21 protein-coding genes are annotated in these 26,829 nt (G+C 55.1%); 14 read left to right on the plus strand and 7 right to left on the minus strand.

The genetic code is table 11. From position 1 onward, the window contains the following. Positions 1–240: 240 nt before the first annotated feature. The 6 genes from BLR97_RS12080 (at position 241) to BLR97_RS12105 (ending at position 7,792) form a co-directional block, all read left to right on the plus strand. Positions 241–2,688 (plus strand): DUF3141 domain-containing protein, encoded by a 2,448-nt coding sequence (locus BLR97_RS12080; protein WP_089706789.1) that lies wholly within the window; start codon positions 241–243, stop codon positions 2,686–2,688. A gap of 298 nt (positions 2,689–2,986) precedes the next feature. Beyond that, positions 2,987–5,617: a type I DNA topoisomerase gene (gene topA, locus BLR97_RS12085; protein ID WP_089706790.1), complete on the plus strand. Its 2,631-nt coding sequence runs from the start codon at positions 2,987–2,989 to the stop codon at positions 5,615–5,617. Beyond that, positions 5,614–6,075 (plus strand): DUF6586 family protein, encoded by a 462-nt coding sequence (locus BLR97_RS12090; protein ID WP_089706791.1) that lies wholly within the window; start codon positions 5,614–5,616, stop codon positions 6,073–6,075. Before topA ends, BLR97_RS12090 begins: the two co-directional genes overlap by 4 nt. 51 nt (positions 6,076–6,126) lie before the next feature. Next, positions 6,127–6,591: a hypothetical protein gene (locus tag BLR97_RS12095; RefSeq protein WP_089706792.1), complete on the plus strand. Its 465-nt coding sequence runs from the start codon at positions 6,127–6,129 to the stop codon at positions 6,589–6,591. Positions 6,592–6,684: 93 nt separating this feature from the next. Next, complete coding sequence (locus BLR97_RS12100) at positions 6,685–7,317, plus strand: L,D-transpeptidase family protein (RefSeq protein WP_089706793.1); 633 nt, start codon at positions 6,685–6,687, stop codon at positions 7,315–7,317. A 211-nt stretch (positions 7,318–7,528) separates the two neighbouring features. Continuing rightward, positions 7,529–7,792 carry an Lpp/OprI family alanine-zipper lipoprotein gene (locus tag BLR97_RS12105; RefSeq protein WP_085919284.1) on the plus strand — a complete coding sequence of 88 codons (264 nt, stop codon included), beginning with the start codon at positions 7,529–7,531 and terminating at the stop codon, positions 7,790–7,792. A gap of 141 nt (positions 7,793–7,933) precedes the next feature. Here the strand turns inward: BLR97_RS12105 and BLR97_RS12110 are convergent, their stop codons facing one another. Both BLR97_RS12110 and mfd read right to left on the minus strand, forming a co-directional pair. Further along, a complete protein-coding gene (locus tag BLR97_RS12110; RefSeq protein ID WP_089706794.1) occupies positions 7,934–9,085 on the minus strand; it encodes a L,D-transpeptidase family protein in 1,152 nt (383 codons plus the stop codon). A 68-nt stretch (positions 9,086–9,153) separates the two neighbouring features. Beyond that, a complete protein-coding gene (mfd, locus tag BLR97_RS12115; RefSeq protein WP_170833021.1) occupies positions 9,154–12,603 on the minus strand; it encodes a transcription-repair coupling factor in 3,450 nt (1,149 codons plus the stop codon). 198 nt (positions 12,604–12,801) lie between these two features. Here mfd and BLR97_RS12120 point away from each other — a divergent pair, with 198 nt between their 5' ends. From BLR97_RS12120 to nqrM, 8 genes are all read left to right on the plus strand, one after another. Then, on the plus strand, positions 12,802–14,265 hold the full coding sequence (locus BLR97_RS12120) for a glyceraldehyde-3-phosphate dehydrogenase (RefSeq protein WP_089706796.1): 1,464 nt from the start codon (positions 12,802–12,804) through the stop codon (positions 14,263–14,265). 286 nt (positions 14,266–14,551) lie between these two features. Then, positions 14,552–15,901, plus strand: coding sequence for a Na(+)-translocating NADH-quinone reductase subunit A (locus BLR97_RS12125; protein WP_089706797.1), 1,350 nt, complete (start codon positions 14,552–14,554; stop codon positions 15,899–15,901). Next, entirely contained in the window at positions 15,901–17,127 is a 1,227-nt protein-coding gene (locus BLR97_RS12130; RefSeq protein ID WP_089706798.1) for an NADH:ubiquinone reductase (Na(+)-transporting) subunit B, read from the plus strand. The genes BLR97_RS12125 and BLR97_RS12130 overlap by 1 nt, the downstream gene beginning before the upstream one ends. Next, the gene (locus BLR97_RS12135) at positions 17,127–17,948 is read left to right on the plus strand and encodes a Na(+)-translocating NADH-quinone reductase subunit C (RefSeq protein WP_089706799.1); all 822 of its coding nucleotides are present in this window, start codon (positions 17,127–17,129) and stop codon (positions 17,946–17,948) included. Before BLR97_RS12130 ends, BLR97_RS12135 begins: the two co-directional genes overlap by 1 nt. 2 nt (positions 17,949–17,950) lie before the next feature. Then, positions 17,951–18,619: an NADH:ubiquinone reductase (Na(+)-transporting) subunit D gene (locus BLR97_RS12140; RefSeq protein WP_089706800.1), complete on the plus strand. Its 669-nt coding sequence runs from the start codon at positions 17,951–17,953 to the stop codon at positions 18,617–18,619. 1 nt (position 18,620) lies between these two features. After that, positions 18,621–19,238, plus strand: coding sequence for an NADH:ubiquinone reductase (Na(+)-transporting) subunit E (gene nqrE, locus BLR97_RS12145; protein WP_089706801.1), 618 nt, complete (start codon positions 18,621–18,623; stop codon positions 19,236–19,238). A gap of 73 nt (positions 19,239–19,311) precedes the next feature. Continuing rightward, entirely contained in the window at positions 19,312–20,544 is a 1,233-nt protein-coding gene (nqrF, locus tag BLR97_RS12150; protein ID WP_089706802.1) for an NADH:ubiquinone reductase (Na(+)-transporting) subunit F, read from the plus strand. Between the two features lie 164 nt (positions 20,545–20,708). Then, a complete protein-coding gene (gene nqrM, locus BLR97_RS12155) occupies positions 20,709–20,963 on the plus strand; it encodes a (Na+)-NQR maturation NqrM (protein WP_089706803.1) in 255 nt (84 codons plus the stop codon). A gap of 82 nt (positions 20,964–21,045) precedes the next feature. Here the strand turns inward: nqrM and BLR97_RS12160 are convergent, their stop codons facing one another. The 5 genes from BLR97_RS12160 to leuS all read right to left on the minus strand — a co-directional run bounded on the left by BLR97_RS12160 (position 21,046) and on the right by leuS (position 26,693). After that, the gene (locus BLR97_RS12160) at positions 21,046–21,981 is read right to left on the minus strand and encodes a PA2778 family cysteine peptidase (protein WP_089706804.1); all 936 of its coding nucleotides are present in this window, start codon (positions 21,979–21,981) and stop codon (positions 21,046–21,048) included. A 3-nt stretch (positions 21,982–21,984) separates the two neighbouring features. Continuing rightward, positions 21,985–22,383: a PA2779 family protein gene (locus BLR97_RS12165; protein ID WP_089706805.1), complete on the minus strand. Its 399-nt coding sequence runs from the start codon at positions 22,381–22,383 to the stop codon at positions 21,985–21,987. Between the two features lie 169 nt (positions 22,384–22,552). After that, positions 22,553–23,620: a DNA polymerase III subunit delta gene (gene holA / locus BLR97_RS12170; protein WP_089706806.1), complete on the minus strand. Its 1,068-nt coding sequence runs from the start codon at positions 23,618–23,620 to the stop codon at positions 22,553–22,555. Beyond that, positions 23,617–24,111 carry an LPS-assembly lipoprotein LptE gene (locus tag BLR97_RS12175; RefSeq protein WP_089706807.1) on the minus strand — a complete coding sequence of 165 codons (495 nt, stop codon included), beginning with the start codon at positions 24,109–24,111 and terminating at the stop codon, positions 23,617–23,619. The genes holA and BLR97_RS12175 overlap by 4 nt, the downstream gene beginning before the upstream one ends. Next, complete coding sequence (gene leuS, locus BLR97_RS12180; RefSeq protein ID WP_089706808.1) at positions 24,108–26,693, minus strand: leucine--tRNA ligase; 2,586 nt, start codon at positions 26,691–26,693, stop codon at positions 24,108–24,110. The genes BLR97_RS12175 and leuS overlap by 4 nt, the downstream gene beginning before the upstream one ends. Between the last annotated feature and the right edge of the window lie 136 nt (positions 26,694–26,829).

Here is a 26,829-nt window from a genome sequence, read left to right on the forward strand (position 1 = left end):
GATACGTAGGTAGTAAAGCATAATGTAACATAACTTGGCTTTTGCATGACACCGCATGCTAGACACAGGCCCTAACAAAGGACAAAGAGGTTGCAGTGGGCACAAGGGCTTAGTAATAGGTTATACCAATGAGTCAGCGATAAGCATCGACGTTCAGCGGCGAGTGTCCTAAACTATATTGCATTGCAGCATCATTGCTTTCGGGTTCGATGCTATTGCATCAACCTAATGGGAGATCCTATGAATTTCTTCGCTAACCCTTTCATGCCAACTCAGGCTCGTCCTTCAGGTGGCCAAGAGAACTTGGCGGTTTCCGTCAGCGAGGCGATGACGACGCTGATGGATCCATTTGGGTTTGGCCGCGCTGCGTTTGATTACTGGCGTGATAGCGTTGAACGTAGCGTGCTTTACCTGGATGTGATGCGCGAGCGTGGCAATCAATACTTGGCCCACATGGAGCAGACCAAGCCCAGTGTGTTGGGGTTTGAAACCGAAGTCCTGGTGGATGGGCGCACTTTACCGCAGCCCACCAACTACGAATTACTTCGCGTTATACCGCCTGAGGGCGTGGAAACTGACCCGCTAAGTCGCCCCTTTGTGGTGGTTGACCCGCGCGCCGGCCATGGGCCGGGTATCGGCGGGTTTAAACCCGACAGCGAGCTTGGTGTGGCATTGAGAGCTGGGCACCCTTGCTACTTTATTGGTTTTCTACCGTTTCCCGAGCCAGGCCAAACGGTCGAAGACGTGGTCGAGTCAGAGGTGGCGTTCCTGCGTCACATCATTGAGCGCCACCCTGAAACCACTGAAAAGCCGATGGTCGTTGGCAATTGCCAGGCAGGCTGGCAGGTGATGATGGCCGCGGCGCTAGAGCCCGATGTCTTTGGTCCTATTTTGATTGCCGGTGCACCCCTGTCGTATTGGGCAGGTGAGCACGGCAAAGCGCCTATGCGCTACACCGGCGGGATGGCCGGCGGCAGCTGGGTGACCGCTATGACCAGCGATTTGGGTAACGGCTTATTTGATGGGGCGTGGCTGGTTCAAAACTTTGAGCGCCTTAACCCAGCGAATACCTATTGGAAAAAACAGTACAACCTGTTTGCCAATGTCGATACCGAGGCAAACCGCTACCTCGAATTTGAGCGGTGGTGGGGTGGTCATGTTGTGCTGGGCGGCGAAGAGATCCAGTACATCGTCGATAATCTATTTATAGGCAATCGGCTGTCCACCGCGCAGCTGGTGACCCGCGACGGTCGTCGAATCGATTTACGCAACGTACGTTCGCCGGTTGTAGTCTTCTGCTCACGAGGCGATGACATTACGCCGCCACCCCAGGCGCTGGGCTGGATTCGTGATTTGTACGATGACGAAAAAGATATTATTGCCAACGAGCAGACCATCGTCTATTGCCAGCACGACACCACAGGGCATTTGGGCATTTTCGTATCGAGCAGTGTGTCGCGCAAGGAGCACACCGAGTTTACGGCTAACATGGATTACATCGATGTCATGCCGCCGGGACTGTTCGAAACGACCATCACGCATGTTGATGAGCATGACCAAGGCGAGTTGATCGAGCGTGACTATTTGCTTGAATTTACCCCGCGTAACTTTGACGAGCTGGATCGCGAGGTAATGCACGAGCCGGAAGATGATCGCCGTTTTGCTACGGTGGCGCGCATCTCTGAGATTAATCTTGGGTTATATCGTATTTTTATGCAGCCTTGGCTGCAGGCGGTCATGACCCCCGAGGCGGCGCGCTGGATCCGTCGAATGCACCCCATAAGACTTGGCTATAAACTACTCTCCGACCGTAACCCCATGAGCGTGCCGCTACCCGTTATGGCAGAACAGATTCGTCAAGATCGTCACCCGGTGGGCAAAGACAATCTGTTTAAAGCGTTTGAGACCATGACGTCCGACCAAATCGTGACAGGCCTCAACGCGATGCGCGATGCCCGCGATAGCGCTACCGAGCGGCTATTTATGGATATCTACGGTCAACCGCTTCTTCAGGCCGCCGTTGGGCTATATGGCGATGCTCATGTGCATCGCCGCCGTCCCGGTGACGAGCCCGAGCACCGCCGCTTTTTGGAGCAGCGCCAAAATGAACTGCGTGAAAAAATTGAGCAAGGTGGCGCCCACGAAGCGGTTATGCGCGCAGTGATTTACGTGCTCGGGGGCGCGCCTGCCACTGACGAACGTAACTTTAAACGCCTCCGTGCCTCACGGGCGGCCCTTGAGCCCAGTACCAAGCTGAGTGACTTTAAGCACTTGGTGCGTGAGCAGTTCTTCATCTTGAAGTTGGATCGGGAGCAAGCGCTTAGCTCGCTGCCTACACTGCTCAAGGGTCAATCCAATGCTGAGATTGATGCCCATCTGACGCATCTTGAAGATGTACTGTCGGCAAGCGGTGAGCTTTCGGAACATGCGGCGTCGCGCTTTGCGCAGGTCAGCGAACTATTTAGTCAAGCTCGGCCCGCCGTGAAAGCGGTTGAGTCTAGTCCTGACACGCCTCAGCAACCGCCTGCAAAGGCCTCTCAGGCGCCAGCAAAGGCCACCCAGGAAACCCCGGCAAAGGCCACCCAGAAAGCCCCGGCAAAGGCCACCCAGAAAGCCCCGGCGGCAAAGAGCAACGCAAGCACTAAAAAGCCGACAGCATCACGGCGCAAGCCTCCCACGAAAGGATAGTTTTTTCGGTTAGTCTCTTACGCCCCTGCTTATAGGCAGGGGCGTTTGCGTTGAGCGCTAGGATTTTTGGGTTGCCGTTGTGCAACCGGCAGTCTAGTGTCTAGCTACGCTTTAATTGAAAAGTGTGATCTTCATCACCATCAAATCGACGGGATTCTCAAGGCTTGCTACTGGCGCTTCGTATTGGGCTGGGGTAGGGTAGGCGCATTTTTTCGCCCGCACGGTTACTGTTCGCTGTTGCGGCAACGTATTCATTGCACCGTCAGCGTGTGCACTAATAAAGTTAAAGTGGAGCACTATGGGCAAGTCACTGGTCATCGTCGAGTCGCCCGCCAAAGCGAAGACGATCAATAAATACCTCGGCAACGATTTCATCGTAAAGTCGAGCGTGGGTCACATCCGTGACCTGCCGACCAGCGGCTCAGGTAAGGCGGCCTCTGACCCTAAGGAGCGCGCTCGCCAAGCTGCAGCAACTCGCAAAATGTCGGCGGATGAGAAGGCCGTATACAAAAAGCGTAAGGCCCAAGACCAGTTAATACGACGGATGGGCATCGACCCTGACAACGGTTGGCAGGCGCACTATGAAGTGCTTCCCGGTAAAGAAAAGGTAGTGGCTGAACTCAAAAAGCTAGCCGAAAAAGCCGACGCCGTTTATCTGGCGACGGATTTGGATCGTGAGGGGGAAGCGATCGCCTGGCACTTGCGTGAAACCATTGGCGGCGACGACAGCCGCTACAAGCGCGTGGTGTTCAACGAGATAACCAAAAACGCGATTCAGGATGCCTTCAAAGCCCCGGGTGCCTTGAATATTCCTCGCGTTGAGGCCCAGCAGGCCAGGCGTTTTCTCGACCGGGTAGTGGGTTTTATGTTGTCGCCGCTGCTGTGGGCCAAAATTGCTCGAGGACTTTCGGCGGGCCGTGTCCAGTCCGTTGCCGTTCGTTTGATTGTTGAGCGCGAGCGTGAAATACGCGCGTTTATACCCGAAGAGTTCTGGGACGTTCACGCCGATCTAGCCTCGCCGGACGGCGATCAGGTGCGTTTTGCGCTGGTTCGCCAAGATGGCAAAGCGTTCCGCCCAACGTCGGAAAAAGACACCTTGGCGCGCATTGCGCAGCTCAAGAAATCTAAGCTTTCGATTACCTCCCGGGAAGATAAGCCGACGAGTTCCAAGCCCACGGCGCCTTTTATTACCTCTACGCTGCAACAGGCGGCGAGTGGGCGTTTGGGGTTCTCGGTTAAAAAGACCATGACCATGGCCCAACGCCTTTACGAGGCGGGCTACATCACCTATATGCGTACCGATTCCACCAATCTTTCAAAAGACGCGGTTGAGAACGTGCGTGCGTTTATTGGTGAAGAATACGGGCCTCGCTACTTGCCCGAAACGGCCAACCGCTATACCAGTAAAGAAAGCGCTCAGGAGGCTCACGAAGCGATACGTCCGTCTAGCGTTGAGCGTCAGGCTACTGACCTGGTAAGCATGGAACGCGACGCAGAGCGGCTGTACGAGCTGATTTGGCGGCAGTTTGTCGCTTGTCAGATGACACCTGCCGAGTACCTTTCCAGCACGCTGAGTGTGGAAGTTGACGGTTACGACCTGCGCGCCAAAGGGCGGGTGCTGAAATTTGACGGTTATACGCGGGTCATGAAACCCAGCGGTAAAAACGAAGACCAGCGTTTGCCCGACTTGCCGACCGGTACGCCGATGACGCTTGAAACACTCGACCCACAGCAGCACTTTACCAAGCCACCTGCACGCTACACCGAGGCAAGCTTGGTCAAAGAGCTTGAGAAACAAGGCATTGGGCGTCCGTCGACCTACGCCTCAATTATTTCGACGATCCAGGATCGCGGCTACGTGAAGCTTGAAAGTCGCCGCTTCTACGCGGAAAAGCTTGGCGATATCGTCACCGAGCGGTTAAAAGAATCCTTCCCTGATTTAATGGATTTCTCGTTTACCGCGCGGATGGAAGACGGCCTGGATGAAGTGGCTGAGGGCGAACGAAACTGGCAGGCGCTGTTAGACGCGTTCTATGAAGAGTTTCGCGAGGAGTTAGCCCAGGCCGAAAGCGAAGACGGTATGCGGCCCAACCAGCCGGTGCCCACCGATATCGATTGCCCTACCTGCGGTCGTGAAATGCAGATTCGGACGGCATCGACCGGCGTATTTCTCGGTTGCAGTGGCTATAATTTGCCGCCCAAAGAGCGCTGTAAAACCACCATTGACTTGATTCCCGGTGAAGAGGCGGTGGCCGCCGACGCCGATGAAGAGGCCGAAACCAACGCCTTGCGAGCCAAGCGCCGCTGCCCGATTTGCAGCACGGCCATGGATAACTATTTGATCGATGAAACCCGCAAGCTGCACATCTGTGGTAACAGCCCGGATTGCGAAGGCTACGAGGTGGAAACCGGCAAGTTCAAAATCAAGGGCTACGATGGTCCGCTGATCGAGTGCGATAAATGCGGTGCCGACATGCAGCTTAAATCGGGCCGTTTCGGGAAGTACTTTGGTTGCACCAACGACGAATGTAAAAACACCCGGAAGCTGTTAAAAAGCGGCGAAGTGGCACCGCCTAAAATGGATCCCATTGCGATGCCTGAGCTGACCTGTCAAAAAGTTGACGACCACTATGTGCTGCGCGACGGGGCAAGCGGGCTATTTTTGGCGGCCAGCAAATTCCCCAAAAATCGTGAAACACGTCCGCCGCTTGTTAAAGAGCTGAAAGCCCATGCCGATGAACTGCCCGAGAAGTATCATTTTATTCTCAAGGCACCGAGTGAAGATCCGGATGGACGTCCTGCGCAAATTCGCTACTCGCGCAAGTTTAAAGAGCAGTACGTAATGACCGACGAGGAAGGTAAAGCGACGGGCTGGAAGGCGACCTACGAAGGCGGTAAGTGGCATGTTGAGGACAAACGCAAGAAATGAGTGATCGTTCGCGCACCAATCAATTGCTTTATCAAGCTGAACTACTGATCACATCCACCAGTGAGGATGACGAGCACGCAACCGCCCGGGGAATGGCCCAAGAGGAGGGCGCGCTCGCCCTGTTTGAGCTGGCGCTGGTATCGTTGCTGCGCGAAGTGACCGAGCACGCTCGCTTGGGGCAACACGATTGGCGTTATCTATTGTCCGATGAAGGGCCTGCGATGGCAGAGCTTCAGCGCCTACGTGACTTGGCACAGCATCCAGACAGTTGGTTGTTTTGGCTGGTGTCGCAGCTTGAGAAGTTGCATAGCAGTGACGGGGTGGCAACGCGCCGCGCTGCTAACCCGGCAATGATCGCGGTCGCTGATCAAGCCAGCTTGAGCGAGCAACTGGTGACTCACCTCAACGCCGCTAAGCGTGAAGTTGCCGCATTGCGAGAAACCAGCCAAGAGTGGTAATCAGATAACGGGTCGCATAAGTGAACGGTGCGATGCTAGAGGGGAGAGACAATGCGCTATAACCAAGTTAAAGATTTAATTGCCTGGGTTGAGGGCTACCATGGGCGTCTTGCCCAGCAATACAGTGCTCGTGCAAAGGATGCTGAAAGCGAACGCCTGCAGATGGTACTGACCTACCTAGCCGAACACGAAACCCGCATGCAGGCAGGCTTGCGTGCTATTTTCGATGAAGGGCATGAAAAGCGTGACGTACTTGAAACCTGGTTTGATGATCCGAATGACTTTCCCCAACCGCCTCAATTAGAAGCGCTGGCCGATAAGCCTTTGGGCAATTCTATTGACGCTGTGATGGCGTCCGCTGTCGAAGCACACCGTACTCTGGAAGCGCTTTATGCTCACCGCGTGAACCGGGCGGTCATTGAACCCGAAGCCGAATTCTTTAATGCTTTGGCGGAAGGCCACAACGCAGAGCTGCGCCGAATTGTCGCCAGTATCGAAGAGCTGCAAGGCGTTTAGACCCGCGGCCCTAGTAGTGATGACCAATCTCAGTTATAAAGCTGCTTGAAATGGCGACATTGCCGTAACACCCGTTAAGCGTGAGAGTATTAAATGAAGCTGGTAACCCGCCGTCGTTTCCTAGCGATTGCCCTTAGTTGGCCCGTTGCTGCCAGCGCCGCGGCCAGTACCACCTTGGCATCTGAAGCATATCCTGACCTTGTCGCCAAGACGCTTGAGCGGGCCGCTGAACCCCGCGAGCCCAATGAGCTATGGGTGTTGATCGACGATGAAGCCGCAACGCTCTCTGTCTATCGTGGCTACCGGGTGATTGAGGCGTTTAAACCTGTCTCGTTAGGCCGTGGTGGGGCCAGTACCCAGCGGCTGAGGGGTGGTAATGCGACGCCAATGGGTGAGTTTCGCATTAACCGCTTCAATTATGACAGTAAGTGGCACACTTTTATGGGCGTCAATTATCCGACGCCTACGCATGCGCGTATGGCGCTGCAAAACGGTGTCTACTCGCAGCATGATTACGATGCTTACTTCGATTATTACCGGCGCCACCGCGAGCCGCCCCAACAAACAGTGTTGGGGGGTGCCATTGGCATTCATGGGTTAGGCGAGGCGGATCCCGATATCCATGGCCGCTACCACTGGACCCAAGGTTGTGTCGCGGTGACGAATTCGCAAATTGAACGCCTCACCGAGTTAGTTGAGGTTGGCACTCGCGTGGTGATCCGCTAAGCTGGTGTTGTTGAAGGAAGTTCGAGGTTTTAAACTCGTGGCTATAGACAACCGCTGTGGTCTATAATAAAACAGCGTTTGACTGACGTGCTTTGCGGCACTAGTCACTGTATAGAACCTGCACCGCAGGTAGACAAATTTAGGCGTACCTCGTAGGCTTATATTTGTCATACCCTTAACGTTGTACCCAAGGAAGATCAAGGAGAACACGATGACTTTTAAGACTACTCTGAAGATGTCTGCTGCTGCCGCTTCGCTGGCCATTCTGGCTGGTTGTGCGTCTACTGGCGCACTGGAAGAAGTTCGCATGACAGCTGAATCAGCGCAAGCTGATGCCGCTGAAGCACGTAGCATGGCTTCTCAAGCTCTGAACACTGCAAACCAAGCTCAGCGCGACGCGCAAGCTGCCCTGCAGATGTCTGAGCAGAACCGTGCAGAAATGGAGCGCATGTTTGAGCGCTCTATGCAGAAGTAATATGACTTATCGGTTGTAAGGGCCAAGCTCTTCACAACTTTTAAGCATGCAAAAAACCCCGCTTCGGCGGGGTTTTTTGTGGGTGCATTTTGGAATGCGGTGCGTGATCAGTGTTTTTGCATCACGCACAACGCAAGAAAATTACGCCTCTTCGTCGCCCTCGCGGCGGTCGCTCAGCTCGATCTGTTCAAAGATACCCTGCTCAAGAAAATCGGGCGTTTCCTCCACTGCAGGTGCCTCAGGTTCGGGTGCAGGCGCCTGAGGGCCGTATAGCGCAACAAAGCGGCCATTGGGTGATTCTACCGCACGGCGTACTTGGGCGTAGTCGACCTGAATATTGTCTTCGGTAAGTTCAGAGACGCGCTTGAGGGCATCCAGCAGCGGTTCAAAGTCATCCATATTTTCTTCAAGTTGCGGGTAAGACTGTACAAATAGCGTACCGTCTGAGGCCCAGCCTGCTTTAAAAGGCGCATCAATCAAATTCACGGGTGTACCGCTCGGTACACGCTCGTAAAGGGATTCGATATCTTCTGGGTACATGCGAATACAACCGCGGCTGACGCGCATCCCGACGCCCTCCGGGCGATTTGTGCCGTGGATTAAGTAGCTGGGTAAGCCCAATAGAATCGCATGCCGGCCAAGCGGATTGTCAGGGCCGGGCGGCACGATTGAGGGGGCTGGCTCGCCACGCGCAGCGGCTTCGCGGCGCATCGAGGAAGGCGGCGACCAAGCCGGGTCTTTCACTTTGATGGTGGTTTTGGTCTTGCCTACCGGTGTTGCAAATTCCTCGCGACCCACGCTGACCGGATAAGTCTCGACAATCCCCGGCTTATCAGCGGGATAGTAGTAAAGCCTGAGTTCTGACAGGTTGATCACAATGCCTTCGCGCTCAGCCGGCGGAAGAATGTACCGGGCCGGAATCACGACTTCAGTACCTTCTCCGGGTACCCATATACTGACGTCGGGGTTGGCCATGCGGATCTCTTCGTAGCCGATATTATGACGTCGGGCAACATCGATCAGCGTGTCTTTTGGGTTGTCGATGGTGATGGTATAGCGCTTGCCGATCACGTCGCCTTCCTCGGGAAGGTAGAACTCCCCGCGGGGTAGATCGTTAGGTGTCTTCAGCGCGACTTGCTTGGCGCCTTCAATGGCGATGTCGCTGAGCTCAGGCATGTCTTGGCTTGCCTGCTCGTCATCGGATTGGGCCATCACCGGCGCCGACAGGCTTGCGGCTAGCAGAACCGCGAGGCTGGTGGGGCCCCAGTGAAGAAAGGTGTGACGAATGTTCATGGTGATTCCTAATCAGTGAATACATCGCTAACGCAGGCGATGGCAACAGGCGCAGTTTGCCGCAACTGCTACGCTGCCGCCACTTTTTGATTGAGCGTGGTTAACAGTGACTCGATATGTTCAAACCGTTGGTCAACTTTTTCCATTGAAAATTCAAACCGTAAGGTGTCTGAGCCGTCCAAACGGTAGTGTTGCGGCGACGATTGAATGAGTGTCACCAAGGTGTAGGGATCCACTTGTGTGTGGGCATCGAAGATAATCCGCCCGCGCTGCTCGCCAGCCTCCAATCGCTTAATGCCGAGTTGCTCGGCACGCTGGCGTAAACGTGTTTGGCGGATCAGGTGCTTGAGCGGCGCGGGCAACAATCCGAAGCGGTCAATCAGCTCAACCTGGAGTTCTTTAAGCTCGGCATCGCTTTGCGTGTTGGCGATGCGTTTGTACATCACCAGACGCTGCTGTACATCGTGAATATAGTCGTCAGGAATCAACGCAGGCAGATTGAGACTGATTTCGACGCCGCTATCAAAGGGCGCGTCGATGTTGGGCGTTTTGCCAGCACGAATTGCCTTGACGGCACGATCAAGCATTTCCATATAAAGGGTATAGCCGATCGTCTCCATTTGGCCACTTTGCTCGTCGCCCAGTAACTCGCCCGCGCCACGAATTTCCATATCGTGGCTCGCCAGGGTAAAGCCTGCACCCAAGTCATCCGATGCGCTGATCGCCTCCAGGCGCTTCATGGCATCCCGGGTCATTGCCTTGGGGGTCGGGGTGAGTAGATACGCATAGGCTTGGTGGTGACTGCGGCCCACACGCCCGCGCAATTGGTGTAATTGGGCCAAGCCAAATTTATCGGCCCGTTCGATGATGATCGTATTGGCGCTGGGCACATCGATACCTGTCTCGATAATGGTCGAGCAGACCAAGACATTGAAACGACGGTGGTAAAAGTCGGACATCACGCGCTCAAGGCTACGCTCGGGTAGTTGGCCATGGGCGACCGCAACGCGGGCCTCAGGTACCAATGTACGAATGCGCTCGGCGGCATTTTCGATGGTCTTAACTTCGTTGTGTAAATAGTAGACTTGGCCGCCGCGTAAAATCTCCCGCAGTAGGGCCTCTTTTATGACGCCGTCCTGGTGCTGCTGGACAAAGGTTTTGACCGATAAGCGTCGGGCCGGCGGGGTGGCGATGATCGACAGGTCGCGGATACCGCTCATCGCCATATTCAGGGTCCGGGGGATTGGTGTGGCGGTGAGTGTGAGGATATCGACCTGGGCGCGCAGGGTTTTGAGCTTTTCTTTTTGAGCGACGCCGAAGCGGTGCTCTTCATCGATTATCAGTAGCCCCATTTTAGGCAGCTCAACGCTGTTGGCGAGCAGCTTATGGGTGCCAATCACAATGTCGGTCTGGCCGTTTTTGATGTCTTCCAGCGTCTTATTCATCTCTTTGCCGTGGGTAAAGCGTGAGATGAGGCCGATATTGACCGCTGTGTCGGCAAAGCGGTCGCGGAAATTCTCGAAGTGCTGGCGGGCCAGTAGCGTGGTGGGAACCAGCACAACCACCTGGCGGCCGGACTGAACGGCCAGAAAGGCCGCACGCATGGCAACTTCGGTTTTACCAAAACCAACGTCACCGCAGACGACGCGATCCATGGGCTGAGGCGAGGTCATATCGTCAATCACCGCTTCAATGGCGGCTTGCTGGTCGGGGGTTTCTTCAAACGGGAAACTCCCGGCGAAGCGCGCGTACTCATCGCTAGGCGATTCGTACACGACGCCTTCCTGAGCTTCGCGGCGGGCATACACATCCAGTAGCTCGGCGGCGGTGTCGCGAATTTTCTCGGCGGCTTTTTTGCGCGCTTTTTCCCATTGGTCGGAGCCTAGCTTGTGGAGAGGTGCTAGCTCATCATCCGCACCGCTATAGCGAGAGATCAGATGCAAGCTGTCGACCGGCACATAAAGCTTGGCCCCGTCAGCGTATTCCAGCGCTAAAAACTCGTTCGCCTGGCCACCCGCCTCAAGTGCTTCTAAACCAATATAGCGGCCGACCCCGTGAGCCTGATGAACCACGGGCGCGCCGCGACGTAGTTCGGAGAGGTGACGAACGGCGAACTCGTTCTCGTCGGTGGCTTTTTCGCGACGTCGGCTTTGGCGTACCACATCACCGAACAACTCCGTTTCGCTTATCACGGCAAGCGGTGGGTCGGTGAGCCATAGCCCGCTGTCAATCAGCCCTTCGGTAATGGCGATGCGTTGGTCACCGGCGAGAAAATCTTGAAAGCCGTCAATGTGCGGCAATTTTATCGACAGCGGTGCCAGAATCTCTTCAAGGGCTTCGCGCCGCCCGCGGGACTCGGCCACTAGTAATACGCGGGAATCTTGCTCTCGTTCCAGGAAATCAGAAAAGTCACTCAGTGGCCGTTTTGCGCGAGAGTTGATCGCCACCGTTGGCAGTGATTTTGCCTCAGGCTCTATCGCGTGGCGCTGTTCAGGGTCGTCGCTAAGCTCAACCCTTGGGCGCTGTTTGATCGCCGCAAATACATCGCTGACGGAGAAAAACGCGCGGTGCGGCGGCAGTAATGGCCGCGTGGGGTCAACGCCGAGATTTTCGTATCGGCTTTCAATCGCCTGCCAGTGCTGCTCGGCCGCTGAATGAACATTCGGCAGCAGGGCGACTCGCGTGTCAGCGGTTAAATGATCAAATAGCGACGCCGTTTGCTCAAAAAATAACGGCAAATAATGTTCCAGTCCTGGCGAGGGGATGCCCTTTAACGCCTCGTTATAAAGCGGGCATTGGCGTGGGTCGACGTCGAACAAGGTTTCAAAATGTTCGCGGAAGCAGGCGATCGACGAGCGGCTTAGCGAATATTCGTGGGCCGGTAACAATTCAATGGTGCTGAGTTTTTCCGTTGAGCGCTGGCTTCCTGGGTCAAAGTGACGCAGGGTGTCGATCTCATCGTCGAACAAGTCGATGCGGATCGGTTCGTCCATGCCCATGGCAAACAGGTCGATCAAAGCACCGCGCATGGCATATTCGCCGGGCTCGTAAACCGTTTCCACCGCTCGATAGCCCGCTCGGGACAGCGCTTCGCGAAACTGTTCGCGGTCAAGTTTTTCACCGGCAGTCAGCGTGAGGACGCGTCCGGCAATATAATCAACCGGTGGTAAGCGCTGCATCAGCGTATTGATGGGCACCAGCACGAGGCCGCGAACGCCGTCTTGGAGCTGTCGCAGGGTGCGCAGCCTTGCTGAGACGATATCCTGGTGCGGGGAAAAGCTGTCGTAGGGCAGCGTTTCCCAGTCGGGGAAGGGCAGGACCGGCACATCGCTATAAAACGACAGGTCCTGCTCCAGGCGCTGCGCACTCGCGGTACTGGGCGTGATCACCAGCAGCGGTGCGTCGGCGGCAAGGCGAGCTAAGGCCAGCGCCGTCGCGCTTCCAGGAGGCGAGGTCCAATAGAGTGTATCGCGCGCGCCTTGAGGCTGGGGCGGAGCCAGTAAAGAAAAAGTCGGCATAATAGTGATGTCGTTCTGCGCTGAAACGGAAGCTAGATCATACACGATCAACGCTTTTAGGCAGAAACGGCATGCTTGTAGTCGATTAGCCGTTTGTGTAATCCACCTACACCGTCTGCGACTATCCAGGCATTGCGGCGCTTAAGATGGCTATTGATAATACCCCTGCATTTTTTTCATTACTTAATGAGGCCGCCCGTGAGTCAGCAAACGCTCGAAAACGTTTTTCAAGAATGGCAAAGCAACGAAGCTCTGGCAGAGCAGATGATCCCTTTGATTGGCCGTCTGTACCGTCAGCATAATGTTGTGGCGACCATGTATGGGCGTTCGTTGATCAATCAATCGGTCATTCGCATCCTCAAAGACCATCGTTTTGTGCGTAAAATCGAAGGCACCGAGCTATCGGTGGTAGATACCTATCCGGTTGTCAAAGCGCTGTGCGAACTTAACTTGGGACCGGCGCATGTGGATGTCGGTAAGCTGGCGGTGATGTTTAAAAAGCAGGGCGGCGGCGATGTTGAAGCCTTTCTACGCAAAGAGCTGCACCAAATTGTTGATGGTTACCAGCCGGGCGCCAGCAAGGGTGAACCGAAAGACGTGGTGCTTTACGGGTTTGGCCGCATCGGACGTTTGCTGGCGCGCGTATTGATTGAGAAAGCCGGCGGCGGGAACCTTTTACAGCTACGGGCAATTGTCGTGCGCGGGCGCGGTGATGTGGCGAAAGACCTGGAAAAACGGGCCAGTCTGCTACGTCGTGATTCGGTTCATGGCCCCTTTGACGGCACCATTGTGGTGGATGTCGAGGCGCGCACCCTGACGATCAACGGTAATGTGGTTAAGGTGATTTATGCCGATAACCCAACGGATATTGATTATACCGACTACGGTATCAACAACGCGGTTATCGTTGATAACACTGGTATGTGGCGCGATGAAGCGGGGCTTGGCCAGCATGTTGCTTGCCCAGGGGCGTCCAAAGCGTTGCTGACCGCACCGGGTAAGGGCGACATTAAAAATATTGTTTACGGCATCAACCACGAGGCGATTACTGAGCAAGACCGTATTGTCTCAGCGGCTTCCTGCACCACTAACGCCATCGTACCGGTTCTCAAGGCGCTCAATGACGAGTACGGCGTTGTTAACGGCCACGTGGAAACCGTACACGCCTACACTAACGACCAGAACCTGATCGACAATTACCACAAGGGTGATCGCCGCGGCCGTAGCGCAGCGCTCAACATGGTATTGACCGAAACCGGTGCTGCTAAGGCAGCGGCCAAAGCGCTGCCGGAGCTTGAAGGCAAACTAACGGGCAATGCGATTCGCGTACCCATCCCCAATGTGTCGATGGCGATTTTGAACCTGACATTGGATAAAACTACTGATGTTGAGGCCTTAAACGACTACTTGCGTCGTATGTCGATCGATTCGGCCTACCAAAAGCAAATCGATTTCGTCGACTCTCCCGAAGTCGTGTCGTCCGATTTTGTGGGCAATCGGCATGCTGGTATTGTCGACGCCAAAGCCACGATTGCTAACGGCCACCACGCAGTCGTTTACGTTTGGTACGATAATGAATTTGGCTATAGCTGCCAGGTCATACGCATTCTCCAGCAAATGTCCAATGTCAGCTTCTTGAAGTTGCCGAATCAAGCAGCCTAACGTTGAATTTTTATGTATAAGTATTGTTCGACCCACGCCACCGTAAGGTGGCGTTTTTGCTTATGGATTGGCTAAAAGAGCCTCGTTTTTGATGCGTCTATAGCACTTTTGGCGACACCACTTGATGTGGTCATTAGGCTCGCTTGTCTTTATAATGCGGTAGATTTTTCGGGGTTGTTCAAGTACCGCTTGAGCCTGACTGGTTACAATCTGAACAGCAAACAAGAATTCGAACCCATTCGAACCCCTTACCTTCGTATATCCGATCCATCAACTGGGCGAGACTATGATCGAAGTCAAAAAAGGCCTGGATCTCCCCATCACGGGAGCGCCCGAGCAGCGTATTGAAGATGCGCGTCCTGTGCGCCATGTGGCAATCCTGGGCACTGACTACGTTGGCATGAAGCCAACCATGGAAGTTCAGGAAGGGGATAAGGTCAAACTAGGCCAACTGCTCTTTACCGATAAAAAAACAGAGGGCGTGCGCTACACCGCACCCGCCTCCGGTGAAGTGCTCGCAATAAACCGTGGCGAAAAGCGTCGTCTATTGTCTGTCGTGATCAAGGCCGATGAGCAAGAGGAGGCGGTAAGTTTTGCCTCTCATGAGCGTGGCTCTTTGGGCCAACTTGACCGTCAGGTCGTGGTCGATCAACTGGTAGAGTCTGGACTCTGGACCACGCTACGTACGCGTCCTTTTTCGCGGACGCCTGCAATTGATAGCACACCAACCGATATTTTTGTCACCGCCGTGGATACGCACCCACTAAGTGCAGATCCTTCGGTGATCATCAATGAGAATACCCAAGCATTTGAAGACGGCCTCAAGGTGCTAACCCGCCTGACCGAGGGCAACGTTTTTCTGTGCACGGGAGCCAACGCCTCTGTTCCCGGTGGTGACGTCGAGGGCGTTACAACCGAGAGCTTCGCCGGACCACACCCTGCGGGTTTGGTCGGTACACATATTCACTATTTGTCGCCAGTCGCCCTACATAAGACGGTCTGGCACATTGGTTACCAGGATGTTATCGCTTTCGGCAAGCTGTTTGCCGAAGGTAAGCTGGATGTCAGTCGTGTGGTCGCTATTGGTGGTCCGCGTGCCGAAAATCCACGCTTGGTGCGCACTCGCATAGGTGCCAGCACGGATGAACTCTTAGCGGGTGATATAATCCAACCTGAGGACACTCGTGTTATTTCAGGATCGGTCTTCTCAGGCTTTGCCGCTGAAGGCAAATTGACCTACCTGGGCCGTTTTGATAACCAGATCAGCTTGATTGAAGAGGGCAATAAACGCGCTTTCTTGGGCTGGTTGTCGCCAGGTACTGATCGCCATTCCGTGCTGGGTATTTACCTTTCGAAAATTAAAGGTCTGAAAAACTACGCCCCTACCACGTCTACCAACGGGTCAGAGCGGGCTATGGTGCCGGTCGGCGCTTACGAGACCATAATGCCGCTGGATATTATGCCAACGCAGCTATTGCGTTCGTTGATCGTGGGCGACATTGAGGTTGCCATGCAACTGGGGTGTCTGGAGCTGGATGAAGAGGACCTAGCATTGTGTACCTATGTTTGCCCCGGCAAGTATGAGTACGGTCCCATTCTGCGTGACAATCTCTCCATGATTGAGAAAGAGGCCTGATGATGGGTATTCGACAAACACTCGATAGCGTCGAGCCGCACTTCCATAAAGGTGGTAAATACGAAAAGTTTTACCCACTTTATGAAGCTGTAGACACAATTTTCTACTCTCCCCCCAATGTGGCCAAAACCACGGCGCATGTGCGCGATGGTATTGACCTCAAACGCATCATGATCACGGTGTGGTTGTGTACCTTCCCGGCTATGCTGTTCGGTATGTGGAACGCTGGCTGGCAGGCCAACACCGCCATCGACGCAGGCTACGCATCCATGGACGGTTGGCGCGAAGCGATCATGATGACCCTGGCTTCAGGGCATGACCCCAGCAGTTTGTGGGCCAACTTCGTCCTTGGCGCTACCTACTTCTTACCTATCTACCTGGTCACCTTTGTGGTCGGTGGTTTCTGGGAAGTACTGTTCGCGATCAAGCGCGGTCACGAGGTGAATGAAGGCTTCTTCGTCACATCGGTTCTTTTCGCACTGATATTGCCTGCGACCATCCCGCTCTGGCAGGTGGCCTTGGGCATCACCTTTGGCGTGGTCATCGGTAAAGAGATTTTTGGCGGCACCGGCAAAAACTTCCTTAACCCTGCGTTAACCGGCCGTGCATTTTTGTATTTTGCCTATCCAGCGCAAATCTCGGGTGATGCCGTTTGGGTCGCGGCCGACGGCTATACCGGCGCAACGGCACTGTCGCTGGCTTTCCAGGAAGGCATGGGCTCGCTGGCCAATACCTTTAGTTGGTGGGATGCGTTCTTAGGGTTTGTTCCGGGTTCGGTAGGCGAGGTTTCTACGCTAGCGATCTTCATCGGCGGCGCGGTGTTGCTGTGGACGGGTATCGCCTCATGGCGGATTATGTTGGGTGTGTTCCTCGGTATGGTGGCCACCAGCGCACTATTTAACCTGATGGGCTCTGACTCTAACCCGATGTTTGCCATGCCGTGGTACTGGCATTTGGTGGTTGGTGGTTTCGCCTTTGGCATGGTGTTTATGGCGACCGACCCGGTATCCGCCTCGATGACCAACCAAGGCCGCCTGCTATTTGGTGCGTTGATTGGTGTGATGACCGTCTTGATTCGCGTTGTGAACCCGGCCTTCCCGGAAGGCATCATGCTGGCGATTCTCTTCGCTAACCTGTTTGCACCGCTGATTGACCATTTCTTCGTCCAGGCCAATATCAAACGTCGCGTTAAGCGTACCGGCGTACCGGCCGAGGAGACTGCCTAATGGCACAAGGTAATAACTCAATCAAGAAAATCCTGATTGTGGCGTTTGCACTGTGTATCGTGTGTTCCGTCATTGTCTCGACGGCGGCTGTCGCATTGCGACCATTGCAGCAGCTGAATCAGGAACTTGACCGTAAAACGAATATCTTGAACGTCGCCAAACTCTATGAGCCGGGTATGGACGTTGAAGAGGTGTTCAACGAGGACATTACCGCTCGGGTCGTGAATCTGGAAACCGGCGAGTATACCGATGAGTTTGATCCCGAAACCTACAATAGTTTCGAGGCTGCGCGGGATCCTGCTTCGGGTCGCACGCTTTCCGGCGAAAAGGATATCGCAGGCCTTTCGCGGGTAGAAAAATTCGCGACGGTGTATTTGGTGGGTGATGCTGGAGACCCTGACCAGATAGTATTGCCTATTCGCGGCCAAGGTCTGTGGGGCCTAATGCGTGGCTTCTTGTCAGTAGAAGGCGATGGCAACACCATCGTCAGTATTACCTACTACGAGCACAGCGAAACGCCTGGCCTGGGCGCTGAGGTTAACAATCCGCGCTGGCAGTCTCAGTGGAAAGGTAAAGAGATTTACGATGAAGAGGGCGACCTCTCACCGGAAATCCACCTCACCAAAGGCGGCGCGAGTAGTGAGCACGAAGTAGACGCGCTATCCGGCGCTACGCTTACCAGTAACGGCGTGACCAACATGCTGCAGTTCTGGTTAAGTGAAGAAGGCTTCGGTGCGTATTTGGCCAGATTCCGCAGTGGCACTGACCCGGAAGACGCCGAAGACACCGATACCAACTTCGACGACGTTGAGGGGGCCTGATCATGGCGGACGTAAATGCAAAAAGCGTTTTAACAGCGCCGATTTTCAAGAATAACCCGATTGCACTGCAAATCTTGGGGATTTGTTCGGCACTGGCGGTAACGACCAGCATGAGCGTATCGCTGGTAATGGCGCTGGCGGTTATTTTTGTAACGGCGTTATCGAATCTATTCGTTTCGTTGATACGGAACCATATTCCGTCTTCAATTCGTATTATCGTCCAGATGACCATTATCGCCTCGTTGGTCATCGTGGTGGATCAGATTCTCAAAGCCTACGCGTACGAAATGTCCAAGCAGTTGTCGGTTTTCGTGGGGCTGATCATTACTAACTGTATCGTCATGGGGCGTGCAGAAGGTTTTGCGATGTCCAACACGCCGGGCATGTCGTTCCTAGACGGTATTGGTAACGGCCTGGGCTATGGCTTTGTGTTGATGGTTGTTGGCTTTTTCCGTGAACTTCTGGGCGCAGGAAGCGTGTTTGGTTTCACCGTGCTGCCGACCGTTCAGGATGGCGGCTGGTACGTGACCAACGGCTTGCTGCTACTGCCCCCTTCAGCGTTCTTTATTATCGGCCTGATGATTTGGGTGTTGCGCTCACTCAACCCCGAACAGGTAGAAGAGAACGAATTCAAAATGAAGGAAAACACTCAGCCGAAGGAGGCCGTGTAACATGGAACACTATCTAAGCCTTTTTGTTGCTTCGGTTTTCGTTGAGAACATGGCGTTGGCCTTCTTCCTTGGGATGTGTACCTTTTTGGCCGTATCCAAGAAGGTATCGTCCGCGATTGGCCTAGGTATCGCGGTTATCGTGGTACTGACCGTAACGGTTCCGGTTAACAACTTGGTATTTACCTACCTGCTGCAGGAAGGGGCGCTTACCTGGACCGGTATCAGCGGCGCTGAGAATATTGACCTGTCGTTCCTGGGTCTGCTGAGCTACATCGGTGTTATCGCCGCGCTTGTCCAGATCATGGAAATGTTTCTGGATAAGTACGTGCCTTCGCTCTACAACGCGTTAGGTGTTTTCCTGCCGCTGATTACCGTGAACTGCGCCATCCTCGGTGGTGTACTGTTCATGGTAGAGCGTAGCTATAACTTTGGCGAATCGGTCGTATACGGGTTCGGTGCAGGTACCGGCTGGGCGCTGGCCATTGCCGCCTTGGCAGGTATTCGTGAAAAGCTCAAGTACAGCGATGTACCGGCTGGTTTGCAGGGCCTGGGTATCACCTTTATCACCGTGGGTCTGATGTCGTTGGGCTTTATGTCCTTCTCAGGCATTCAGCTTTAATCGGAGCCGGTTTTTCCCGACGGTGCGAAGGCACTGTCGGGTGATAGAAAACCTCCAGCAATAGGAAACCGACATGGTTGATACAGCAGTCATCTTGCTCGGTGTTGTCATGTTCACGGTCATCGTTATTAGTTTGACGGCGATCATTCTGGCAGCGCGCAGCAAGCTAGTGAGTAGTGGGGACGTGACCATTGAGGTCAACGAAGACCCCGAACATACCTTGAAGACCCAGGCCGGTGGCAAGCTACTGAATACCCTGGCGGCCAACGGTATTTTTCTTTCATCGGCATGCGGCGGCGGGGGTTCCTGCGCCCAGTGTAAATGCCGGGTGGAAGAGGGCGGCGGTTCCATTCTGCCCACCGAAGAATCGCACTTCACCATGCGCGAGAAGAAAGAAGGTTGGCGCCTGTCTTGCCAGGTACCTGTCAAGCAGGACATGAAGATTGAAGTGCCTGAGGAAGTATTTGGCGTTAAGAAGTGGGAATGCGAGGTTATCGACAATCCCAACGTTGCCACCTTTATCAAAGAACTGAACCTGAAGCTGCCGGAAGGCGAGGAAGTAGGTTTCCGTGCCGGTGGTTACGTGCAATTGGTAGCGCCGCCTTACGATATTAAGTTCTCCGATTTTGATATCGAAGAAGAGTATCGCGGCGACTGGGAAAAGTTCGGTCTGTTCGATGTTTCCCACAAGAACAACGAGGAAATCATTCGCGCATACTCAATGGCGAACTACCCTGATGAAAAGGGTATCCTCAAGTTCAACATCCGTATCGCGACGCCGCCTCCGGGTACCAGCCATCCGCCAGGTCTGATGTCGACGTACGTCTTCAACCTGAAGCCGGGTGACAAGGTCACCGTGATGGGGCCGTTTGGCGAATTCTTCGCCAAGGATACCAATGCCGAAATGATCTTTATCGGCGGCGGGGCCGGCATGGCACCCATGCGTAGCCATATCTTCGATCAGCTCAAGCGTTTGAAGACCGATCGTAAAATCTCGTTTTGGTACGGTGCGCGTTCATGGCGCGAAACGTTCTACAATGAAGAATACGATCAGCTGGCTGAAGAGTTCCCGAACTTTGAATGGCATCTTGCGTTGTCAGACGCGCTGCCAGAAGATAACTGGGATGGGCCGACTGGCTTTATCCATAACGTGCTGTATGACAACTATCTGAAGGATCACCCCGCGCCTGAAGATTGCGAATACTACATGTGTGGACCGCCCATGATGAACGCCTCAGTGATTAAGCTACTGCTTGATCTAGGGGTTGAGCCGGAAAACATCATGTTGGATGATTTCGGCGGGTAACGTCACGCCTTCGGGCTGTTGCGGGGCTAGCCATTGGCTGGCCCCGTTTATTTTCACGTCAGGGATGCCAGGCGCTACCTAAAGCTCTTCCTCAGTCACTATCTCAGGCACTAACTGAGCCAGCGACTGTCTATGGTATAGTCCTATCGTGAGAGGAGGTATGTATGGCTATTTGGCTACTCGTTTTCGGGTTTATGGCATTGATCATGGGCGTGATGGCCGTGGGTGTCATCATGGGCCGTAAGCCCATCGCCGGTTCATGCGGTGGCTTGAATCAAATTGGCATGAAAGATGGCTGCGATATCTGCGGCGGCAAAGACAAGGTCTGCGAAGAAGAAAACCGCAAGCGAGGCAGTGTCCGTCGCCGTAGCGATGAAAGCCGCGGTGCCGATCTGGGTTATAACGCGACTCGCCGCTAACGCTACTTTTTTCTCTATAACGCCGTGGCTTGCCCACGGCGTTTTGCTGCGCGCTCGTCAGGTGCAGTGCCTTTAATCGCCACTAGCGTTGACCCAAGAGCTCTTGAGCCCGTGCTTGCCAGCTGCCTTCGATGGAGGCGGCTTGGGTAAGTGCCTGTCGAGCGGCGTCGGGTTGGTTCTGCTGCAACTGTAGAAGCCCAATATTAAGCCAGGCGGCGCCCATTTCTGGGTCATTCCGGGTAGCCGACTGAAAGGCGCTAAGCGCTTTATCTGGCTGCTCATCGGCGTAATACGCATTACCCAGGGCAAACTGGGCAAGTGCATGGCCGGGGTAACGCTCGACCATCGCCTGCCAACTACTCAATGTGGCTTTCGGGCCGTGCAACTCTTCATAGGCACTGATTCCGGTGAGGGCATTGTGTGCCGTAATGCCTTCGGGCAGCGTGCCGGGCTTAGCCACGACAAATCCCCAGCGGTCGGTACGTGCCCAGGTCGCATCAAAACGGCTGAAAGCTATTGTGTGTCGCTCAATTTCGCCGCTGCGTAACGTAATAGAGTCGTCGTCCAAGTTGTAGCCAATCGCCACCGCGTAATGCCACATGGGAAATGCCGGGAGCGACAGGTTCTGCATTACCACAACCGGGTCGCCTGCCGCTAAATGCTTAAGTAAATCGTCGAAAGTTCCGCGAATGGGCAAGGCAAGGCGCTCGTGGCGACGCACAGTGGCTAGCATTTCCGGCTGAACGCTGCCCTCGCGGCCGGGGATAAACACCTGGGGGATAAGGGTCTCAACGTCAGTGTCCACGCCCTGGTGGGTGAGCACCATGGCAAGAGCGGCCGGGCCGCACTGGTACTCCGTTTGAGCGTAGAACGGTACGTCTGCGAGTTCGCTTTGGCGTGGTAGTTGTTGCTCGGTGGTGTCGCGAAGCGACGGGGTGCTAGCACAGGCAGATAGCAGGCAGAGTAACAGCAAAACGCCCGCTAGGCGGGCGTTTTGGAAGCGGTAAATAGTGGCCATGGCTTAACGGGTAAACGGATAAACGTCGGTAAGACCCAGGATATCGGTGACCAACAGAATCACAAATACCGCAAAAAGGGCACCAATCACGCCCGCACCGGCCGGTAGTTCTTCTAACTGATTGGCCATTTGCTGGGCTTCGGCATCGCTTAGCGCAGCAACACGTGCTTCTACTTCATCCAAATCAACGCCCTGTTTTACCAGTTCGTCTTGGATATCGGCACGGTTGAGCAGTTGATGGATTCGTTCGCGGTCGGCTAGCCCACTGTCATTGGCCAATACCGATTGTGTGCTGACGAGATCCGTCGAGGGCGAAGCCGCAGGAGCGGCGGCGACGGGGAGGCTGGTAATGACCAAGGCGGCAATGAGTAATGTCGAGAGATAAGCGCGTATGTTTTTCATCGTCTTTTTCCTTAGACTGATCCGGGATAGGCCAAGCGATTATCCACTTGTAGGCTAAGTATAGGAATAATTCAGCATTTTTTTAAGCCAATTGTACGGTTTGGTACCGATAATTCATGGTTTGTGCTTATTTCGTGGCGAATGTGTAAATGCGAGTTTGCTCTAGTACTTAAAAGCTTGGCGCGACGCGATACGTCCAGGCAGATTCCGCCAGTAGGCCGCGCCCTCCCGCCATGGTGAAGGCCAGGTCGTGCAATCCCGGCCACAAAGGCACTGGTGACGCACCTTTCACGGCTAGGTCTAAGCGTTGAGCCATCAGCAAGAGTTTATGCAAGCGCTTCATGGGCAGCCGCGCAATGGCCTTTTGATAATTGGGACGGCGTTTATCGAAGATCATAGGCTTTTGCGCTTTGCAGGCATGTTCAAAGCTCTGCCCTTGATCCAGGTGTTGGTGTAGCGAGAGTAACGTGCGCATTTCGCGTGTCAGGGCCCACAGCACAATCGGCGCTTCAACGCCTTCGCCTTGCAGCCCATGGATAATCCGTGACACGCGGCTGGGCTCACCTTTTAAACAGGCGTCGGCCAGGGTGAAAACATCAAAGCGCGTGCTGTCTTCCACACCCTGGGCGATGCTTTCCGCGTTAAGCCGCGTGCCCTGGGGGTGAATAAGCGACAGTTTCTGCATGGCTTGGTCGGCGGCCAGCAGGTTACCTTCGGTACGCTCGCCGAGTAATCGAGCTGCATCAAGGTCGATCTGCAGACCATGTAGCGAGGCGCGGTCGCGCAGCCAGTAACCCAGCCGCGAAACATCAATGGGCCACACCGGCACGAAAAGACCATGCTTATCGAGGGCTTTAAACCAAGCGCTTTTTTGCTGTTTGGCGTCGAGCTTGCCCATGCTGATGAGCAGCAGGTCATCGTTATTACCCAGGTGTTGGGCGTATTCGGCTAGCGCTTTACTGCCTTCCTGGCCCAGCTTGTGCTGGCCTAAACGCAGTTCGAGTAGCTTGTTGGTGGCGAACAGCGAAAGGTTGCTGGCGACTTCAAGCAGCCGCCCCCAAGCGAAGTTGGGCTCGACGTCCAATACTTCGCGTTCTTCGATGCCCGCCTGGCGGGCGGCGGCTCGCACCGCATCGCAGGCGTCACGGTGTTGTAAGGGCTCGTCGCCGGCGACAATCACTACCTTGGGTAGCGATTTGGCCAGCGCAGCAGGCAGTTGGTCGGCAAATACTTTCACGATGCGTTATTAAGGGCGCTGAGGCGTTCGATAATACGTTCCGCCAACTCACGGTTGAGGGTTTGTTCGGCTTCGCTGAACAGGTTCTCACGGGTGAGCAGGTCATCGTCGTTGACGCGTATGCGGGTGCTGGCTGACAGCGTTTCGCTGTTGACCAGATAGGCGTTGTCGTCACGGCGCTGAACCGAAATCGTGCTGCGTAGCGTTAGCTCGTGGTCACGGCTGGCACGACCTTCGCCGCCTAAACGACGCTCATCCAAGGTCGGGGTGCCTAGCGTGACGCGCCATACGCCGTTGGCGGTGATTTCGGTGTCAAGCTGTTCTAGGCGATCAGTTAGCTGCCGGGCCATGTCGCTGTTGGTATTGCCCTCAAGGGCGAGCGGCGGCAGGCTGGGGATTGAGCCGGTGCCGCGCAGACGAAATCCACAGGCACTGAGGAACAAGGCCGCCGAGGCGGCCATGCTGGTGGCTATAAAAGTCCGTCGATTCATCCGCTTACCACTATGTTGACCAGCTTGCCCGGCACCACGATGACTTTACGCACCGTTTTGTCTTCCAGGTGACGCTGGACGTTCTCGTTTTCCATTGCCAGTTGCTCAATGGCCGCTTTATCGGCATTCGCCGGCGCCTCAAGGCGGGCCCGCAGCTTGCCGTTTACCTGTACGACCAGTTCGAGCGTATCGCGGGTCAGGGCGCTTTCGTCGATCGCTGGCCAAGGCGTTTCAATCGCCGGTGTGGTGTGACCTAATTGCTGCCACAGGCGGTGGCAGAGGTGTGGCGTGATAGGCGCGAGCAGCAATACGCATGCCTCTAACGCTTCACGGCTTACGGCAAGCCCCTGTGGCGAGTCGTCATCAAAGCGAGCCAGGGCGTTGGAGAGCTCCATCACTGCGGCAATCGCTGTGTTGAAGGTCGTCCGGCGGCCAATGTCATCGCTGGCTTTCTTGATGGTTTCATGGGTTTTGCGGCGCAGCGTTTTTTGATCGTCGTTCAGCGCAGTGACATCCAATTCACTCGGCGAACCGGCCTCCAGGTGCTCGTGCACTTGGCGCAACAGCCGCTTCAAGAAGCGGTGCGCGCCTTCCACACCGGAATCCGACCACTCGAGCGATTGCTCCGGCGGGGCGGCGAACATCATAAACAGGCGGACGGTGTCGGCACCGAACTTGTCGATCATCGACTGCGGATCCACGCCGTTGTTCTTCGACTTGGACATCTTCTCTATGCCGCCCATTTCCACCGGCTGAGCATCGCTCATTAACGTAGCACTGAGCGGGCGGCCTTTTTCATCGCGCTTGACCTCTACATCGGCGGGATTAAACCATTGCTTGCCGCCGTTTTCGGTGGTGCGGTAGTAGGTTTCCGCAATCACCATGCCTTGGGTCAGCAGCTGCTGGAAGGGCTCGTCGGAATCCACCAGGCCGAAGTCACGCATCAGCTTATGGAAGAAGCGGGCGTAGAGCAGGTGCAGAATGGCGTGTTCGATACCGCCGATATACAGATCCACCGGCAGCCAGTAGTTGGCGCGTTCATCGAGCATCGCTTCATGGTTATCCGCGCAACAGAAGCGCGCGAAGTACCAGGAGGACTCCATGAAGGTGTCGAAGGTGTCGGTTTCCCGGGTCCAGCCGTCGCCCAGGTCGGAAAACTCGGGCATCTTCTTGAGCGGTGACCCTGAGGCGTCGACGGTGACTTCCATCGGCAGCTCGACCGGCAACTGGTCATCGGTGAGCGGCACGGTCTGGCCTTCCGGGCCGTATTTGACCGGGATCGGCGCGCCCCAATAGCGCTGGCGGGCCACGCCCCAATCACGCAGGCGGTAGTTGGTTTTCACCTCGCCGCGGTTCATCTCAACGAGGCGGGCGGCGATTGCATCAAACGCGTCTTCAAAGCCCAGGCCGTCGAACTCGCCTGAGTTAATCAGCGGGCCGTGCTCGGTGTACGCGCCTTGTGTGAGATCGGGCGAATTGCCGTTCTCATCGGCGATCACCGGCTTGATTTCGACGTCGTATTTGGTCGCAAATTCCCAGTCGCGCTGGTCGTGGGCAGGCACTGCCATGACCGCACCGGTACCAAATTCCATCAGCACGAAGTTAGCCACAAACACCGGGAGTTCATCGCCAGTGAGCGGATGAATGGCCTTGTGTCCGGTCGGCAGGCCTTTTTTCTCTTTGGTCGCCATTTCGGCTTCCGAGGTGCCGCCCCGGGCGCATTCTTCACGGAATGCAGCAAGTTCCGCGTTGCCTTCAGCGGCTTGTTTGGCGAGCGGATGATCCGCCGCGACGGCCATATAGGTGACACCCAGCAGCGTATCCGGGCGGGTGGTGTAGACCGAGAGCGGCTCACCGCTTGAACCGTCGGCGGCTTTAATATCAAAGCTCAGCTCAACGCCCTGGGATTTACCGATCCAGTTGCGTTGCATGGTTTTGACTTGCTCGGGCCACTCGACGTGGTCGAGATCCGCCAGCAGCTCATCGGCGTAGTCGGTGATCTTCAGAAACCACAGCGGGATCTCTTTACGCTCGACCAACGCGCCGGAACGCCAGCCACGGCCTTCAATTACCTGCTCATTGGCGAGTACGGTCTGGTCGACCGGATCCCAGTTGACCGTCGACATCTTCTTATATACCAAGCCTTTTTCCACCAGCTTGGTGAAGAACCACTGCTCCCAGCGATAGTAGCTGGGATCGCAGGTGGCAAATTCACGGTTCCAGTCGTAGGCAAAACCAAGCGCCTTCAACTGGTTGCGCATATAGTCGATGTTTTGGTACGTCCACTTGGCGGGCGGCACCTGGTTTTGAATCGCGGCGTTTTCCGCCGGCATGCCGAATGCATCCCAGCCCATGGGCTGCATGACATTCTTGCCCTGCATGCGCTGGAAGCGGGACACCACGTCGCCGATAGTGTAGTTACGCACGTGGCCCATGTGCAGCTTGCCGCTGGGGTAGGGGAACATCGAAAGGCAGTAAAACTTTTCGCGGTTCGCGTCCTCTACTGCTTTAAAGCATTGATGTTGATCCCAATATTGTTGGGCGTCGCGTTCAATTTCACGAGGGCTGTATTGTGCGTCCATCGGTTTATTTAATGCCTTGGCGTATCGCCCAAGTTGGGCGCAAAGTGAATGTTAGATGACGACTGTCAGATTAGTGGCGTCGATTGTATCCTATGCAGGTGTATCCTTGAACGGTCTGCCGATGATAGGTCACACC

The sequence above is a fragment of the Vreelandella arcis genome (assembly GCF_900103865.1).
In the GTDB taxonomy this organism is placed as follows: domain Bacteria; phylum Pseudomonadota; class Gammaproteobacteria; order Pseudomonadales; family Halomonadaceae; genus Vreelandella; species Vreelandella arcis.

What these genes read in the sequence shown, in the direction of transcription:
- BLR97_RS12105 (WP_085919284.1), top strand. Translation starts at nt 7,529, where the DNA reads ATGACTTTTAAGACTACTCTGAAGATGTCTGCTGCTGCCGCTTCGCTG.
- BLR97_RS12135 (WP_089706799.1), top strand. Translation starts at nt 17,127, where the DNA reads ATGGCACAAGGTAATAACTCAATCAAGAAAATCCTGATTGTGGCGTTT.
- topA (WP_089706790.1), top strand. Translation starts at nt 2,987, where the DNA reads ATGGGCAAGTCACTGGTCATCGTCGAGTCGCCCGCCAAAGCGAAGACG.
- BLR97_RS12100 (WP_089706793.1), top strand. Translation starts at nt 6,685, where the DNA reads ATGAAGCTGGTAACCCGCCGTCGTTTCCTAGCGATTGCCCTTAGTTGG.
- BLR97_RS12140 (WP_089706800.1), top strand. Translation starts at nt 17,951, where the DNA reads ATGGCGGACGTAAATGCAAAAAGCGTTTTAACAGCGCCGATTTTCAAG.
- mfd (WP_170833021.1), bottom strand. Translation starts at nt 12,603, where the DNA reads ATGCCGACTTTTTCTTTACTGGCTCCGCCCCAGCCTCAAGGCGCGCGC.
- BLR97_RS12130 (WP_089706798.1), top strand. Translation starts at nt 15,901, where the DNA reads ATGATGGGTATTCGACAAACACTCGATAGCGTCGAGCCGCACTTCCAT.
- nqrM (WP_089706803.1), top strand. Translation starts at nt 20,709, where the DNA reads ATGGCTATTTGGCTACTCGTTTTCGGGTTTATGGCATTGATCATGGGC.
- BLR97_RS12175 (WP_089706807.1), bottom strand. Translation starts at nt 24,111, where the DNA reads ATGAATCGACGGACTTTTATAGCCACCAGCATGGCCGCCTCGGCGGCC.
- BLR97_RS12110 (WP_089706794.1), bottom strand. Translation starts at nt 9,085, where the DNA reads ATGAACATTCGTCACACCTTTCTTCACTGGGGCCCCACCAGCCTCGCG.
- BLR97_RS12095 (WP_089706792.1), top strand. Translation starts at nt 6,127, where the DNA reads ATGCGCTATAACCAAGTTAAAGATTTAATTGCCTGGGTTGAGGGCTAC.
- leuS (WP_089706808.1), bottom strand. Translation starts at nt 26,693, where the DNA reads ATGGACGCACAATACAGCCCTCGTGAAATTGAACGCGACGCCCAACAA.
- BLR97_RS12160 (WP_089706804.1), bottom strand. Translation starts at nt 21,981, where the DNA reads ATGGCCACTATTTACCGCTTCCAAAACGCCCGCCTAGCGGGCGTTTTG.
- nqrF (WP_089706802.1), top strand. Translation starts at nt 19,312, where the DNA reads ATGGTTGATACAGCAGTCATCTTGCTCGGTGTTGTCATGTTCACGGTC.
- BLR97_RS12125 (WP_089706797.1), top strand. Translation starts at nt 14,552, where the DNA reads ATGATCGAAGTCAAAAAAGGCCTGGATCTCCCCATCACGGGAGCGCCC.
- BLR97_RS12090 (WP_089706791.1), top strand. Translation starts at nt 5,614, where the DNA reads ATGAGTGATCGTTCGCGCACCAATCAATTGCTTTATCAAGCTGAACTA.
- BLR97_RS12080 (WP_089706789.1), top strand. Translation starts at nt 241, where the DNA reads ATGAATTTCTTCGCTAACCCTTTCATGCCAACTCAGGCTCGTCCTTCA.
- BLR97_RS12165 (WP_089706805.1), bottom strand. Translation starts at nt 22,383, where the DNA reads ATGAAAAACATACGCGCTTATCTCTCGACATTACTCATTGCCGCCTTG.
- nqrE (WP_089706801.1), top strand. Translation starts at nt 18,621, where the DNA reads ATGGAACACTATCTAAGCCTTTTTGTTGCTTCGGTTTTCGTTGAGAAC.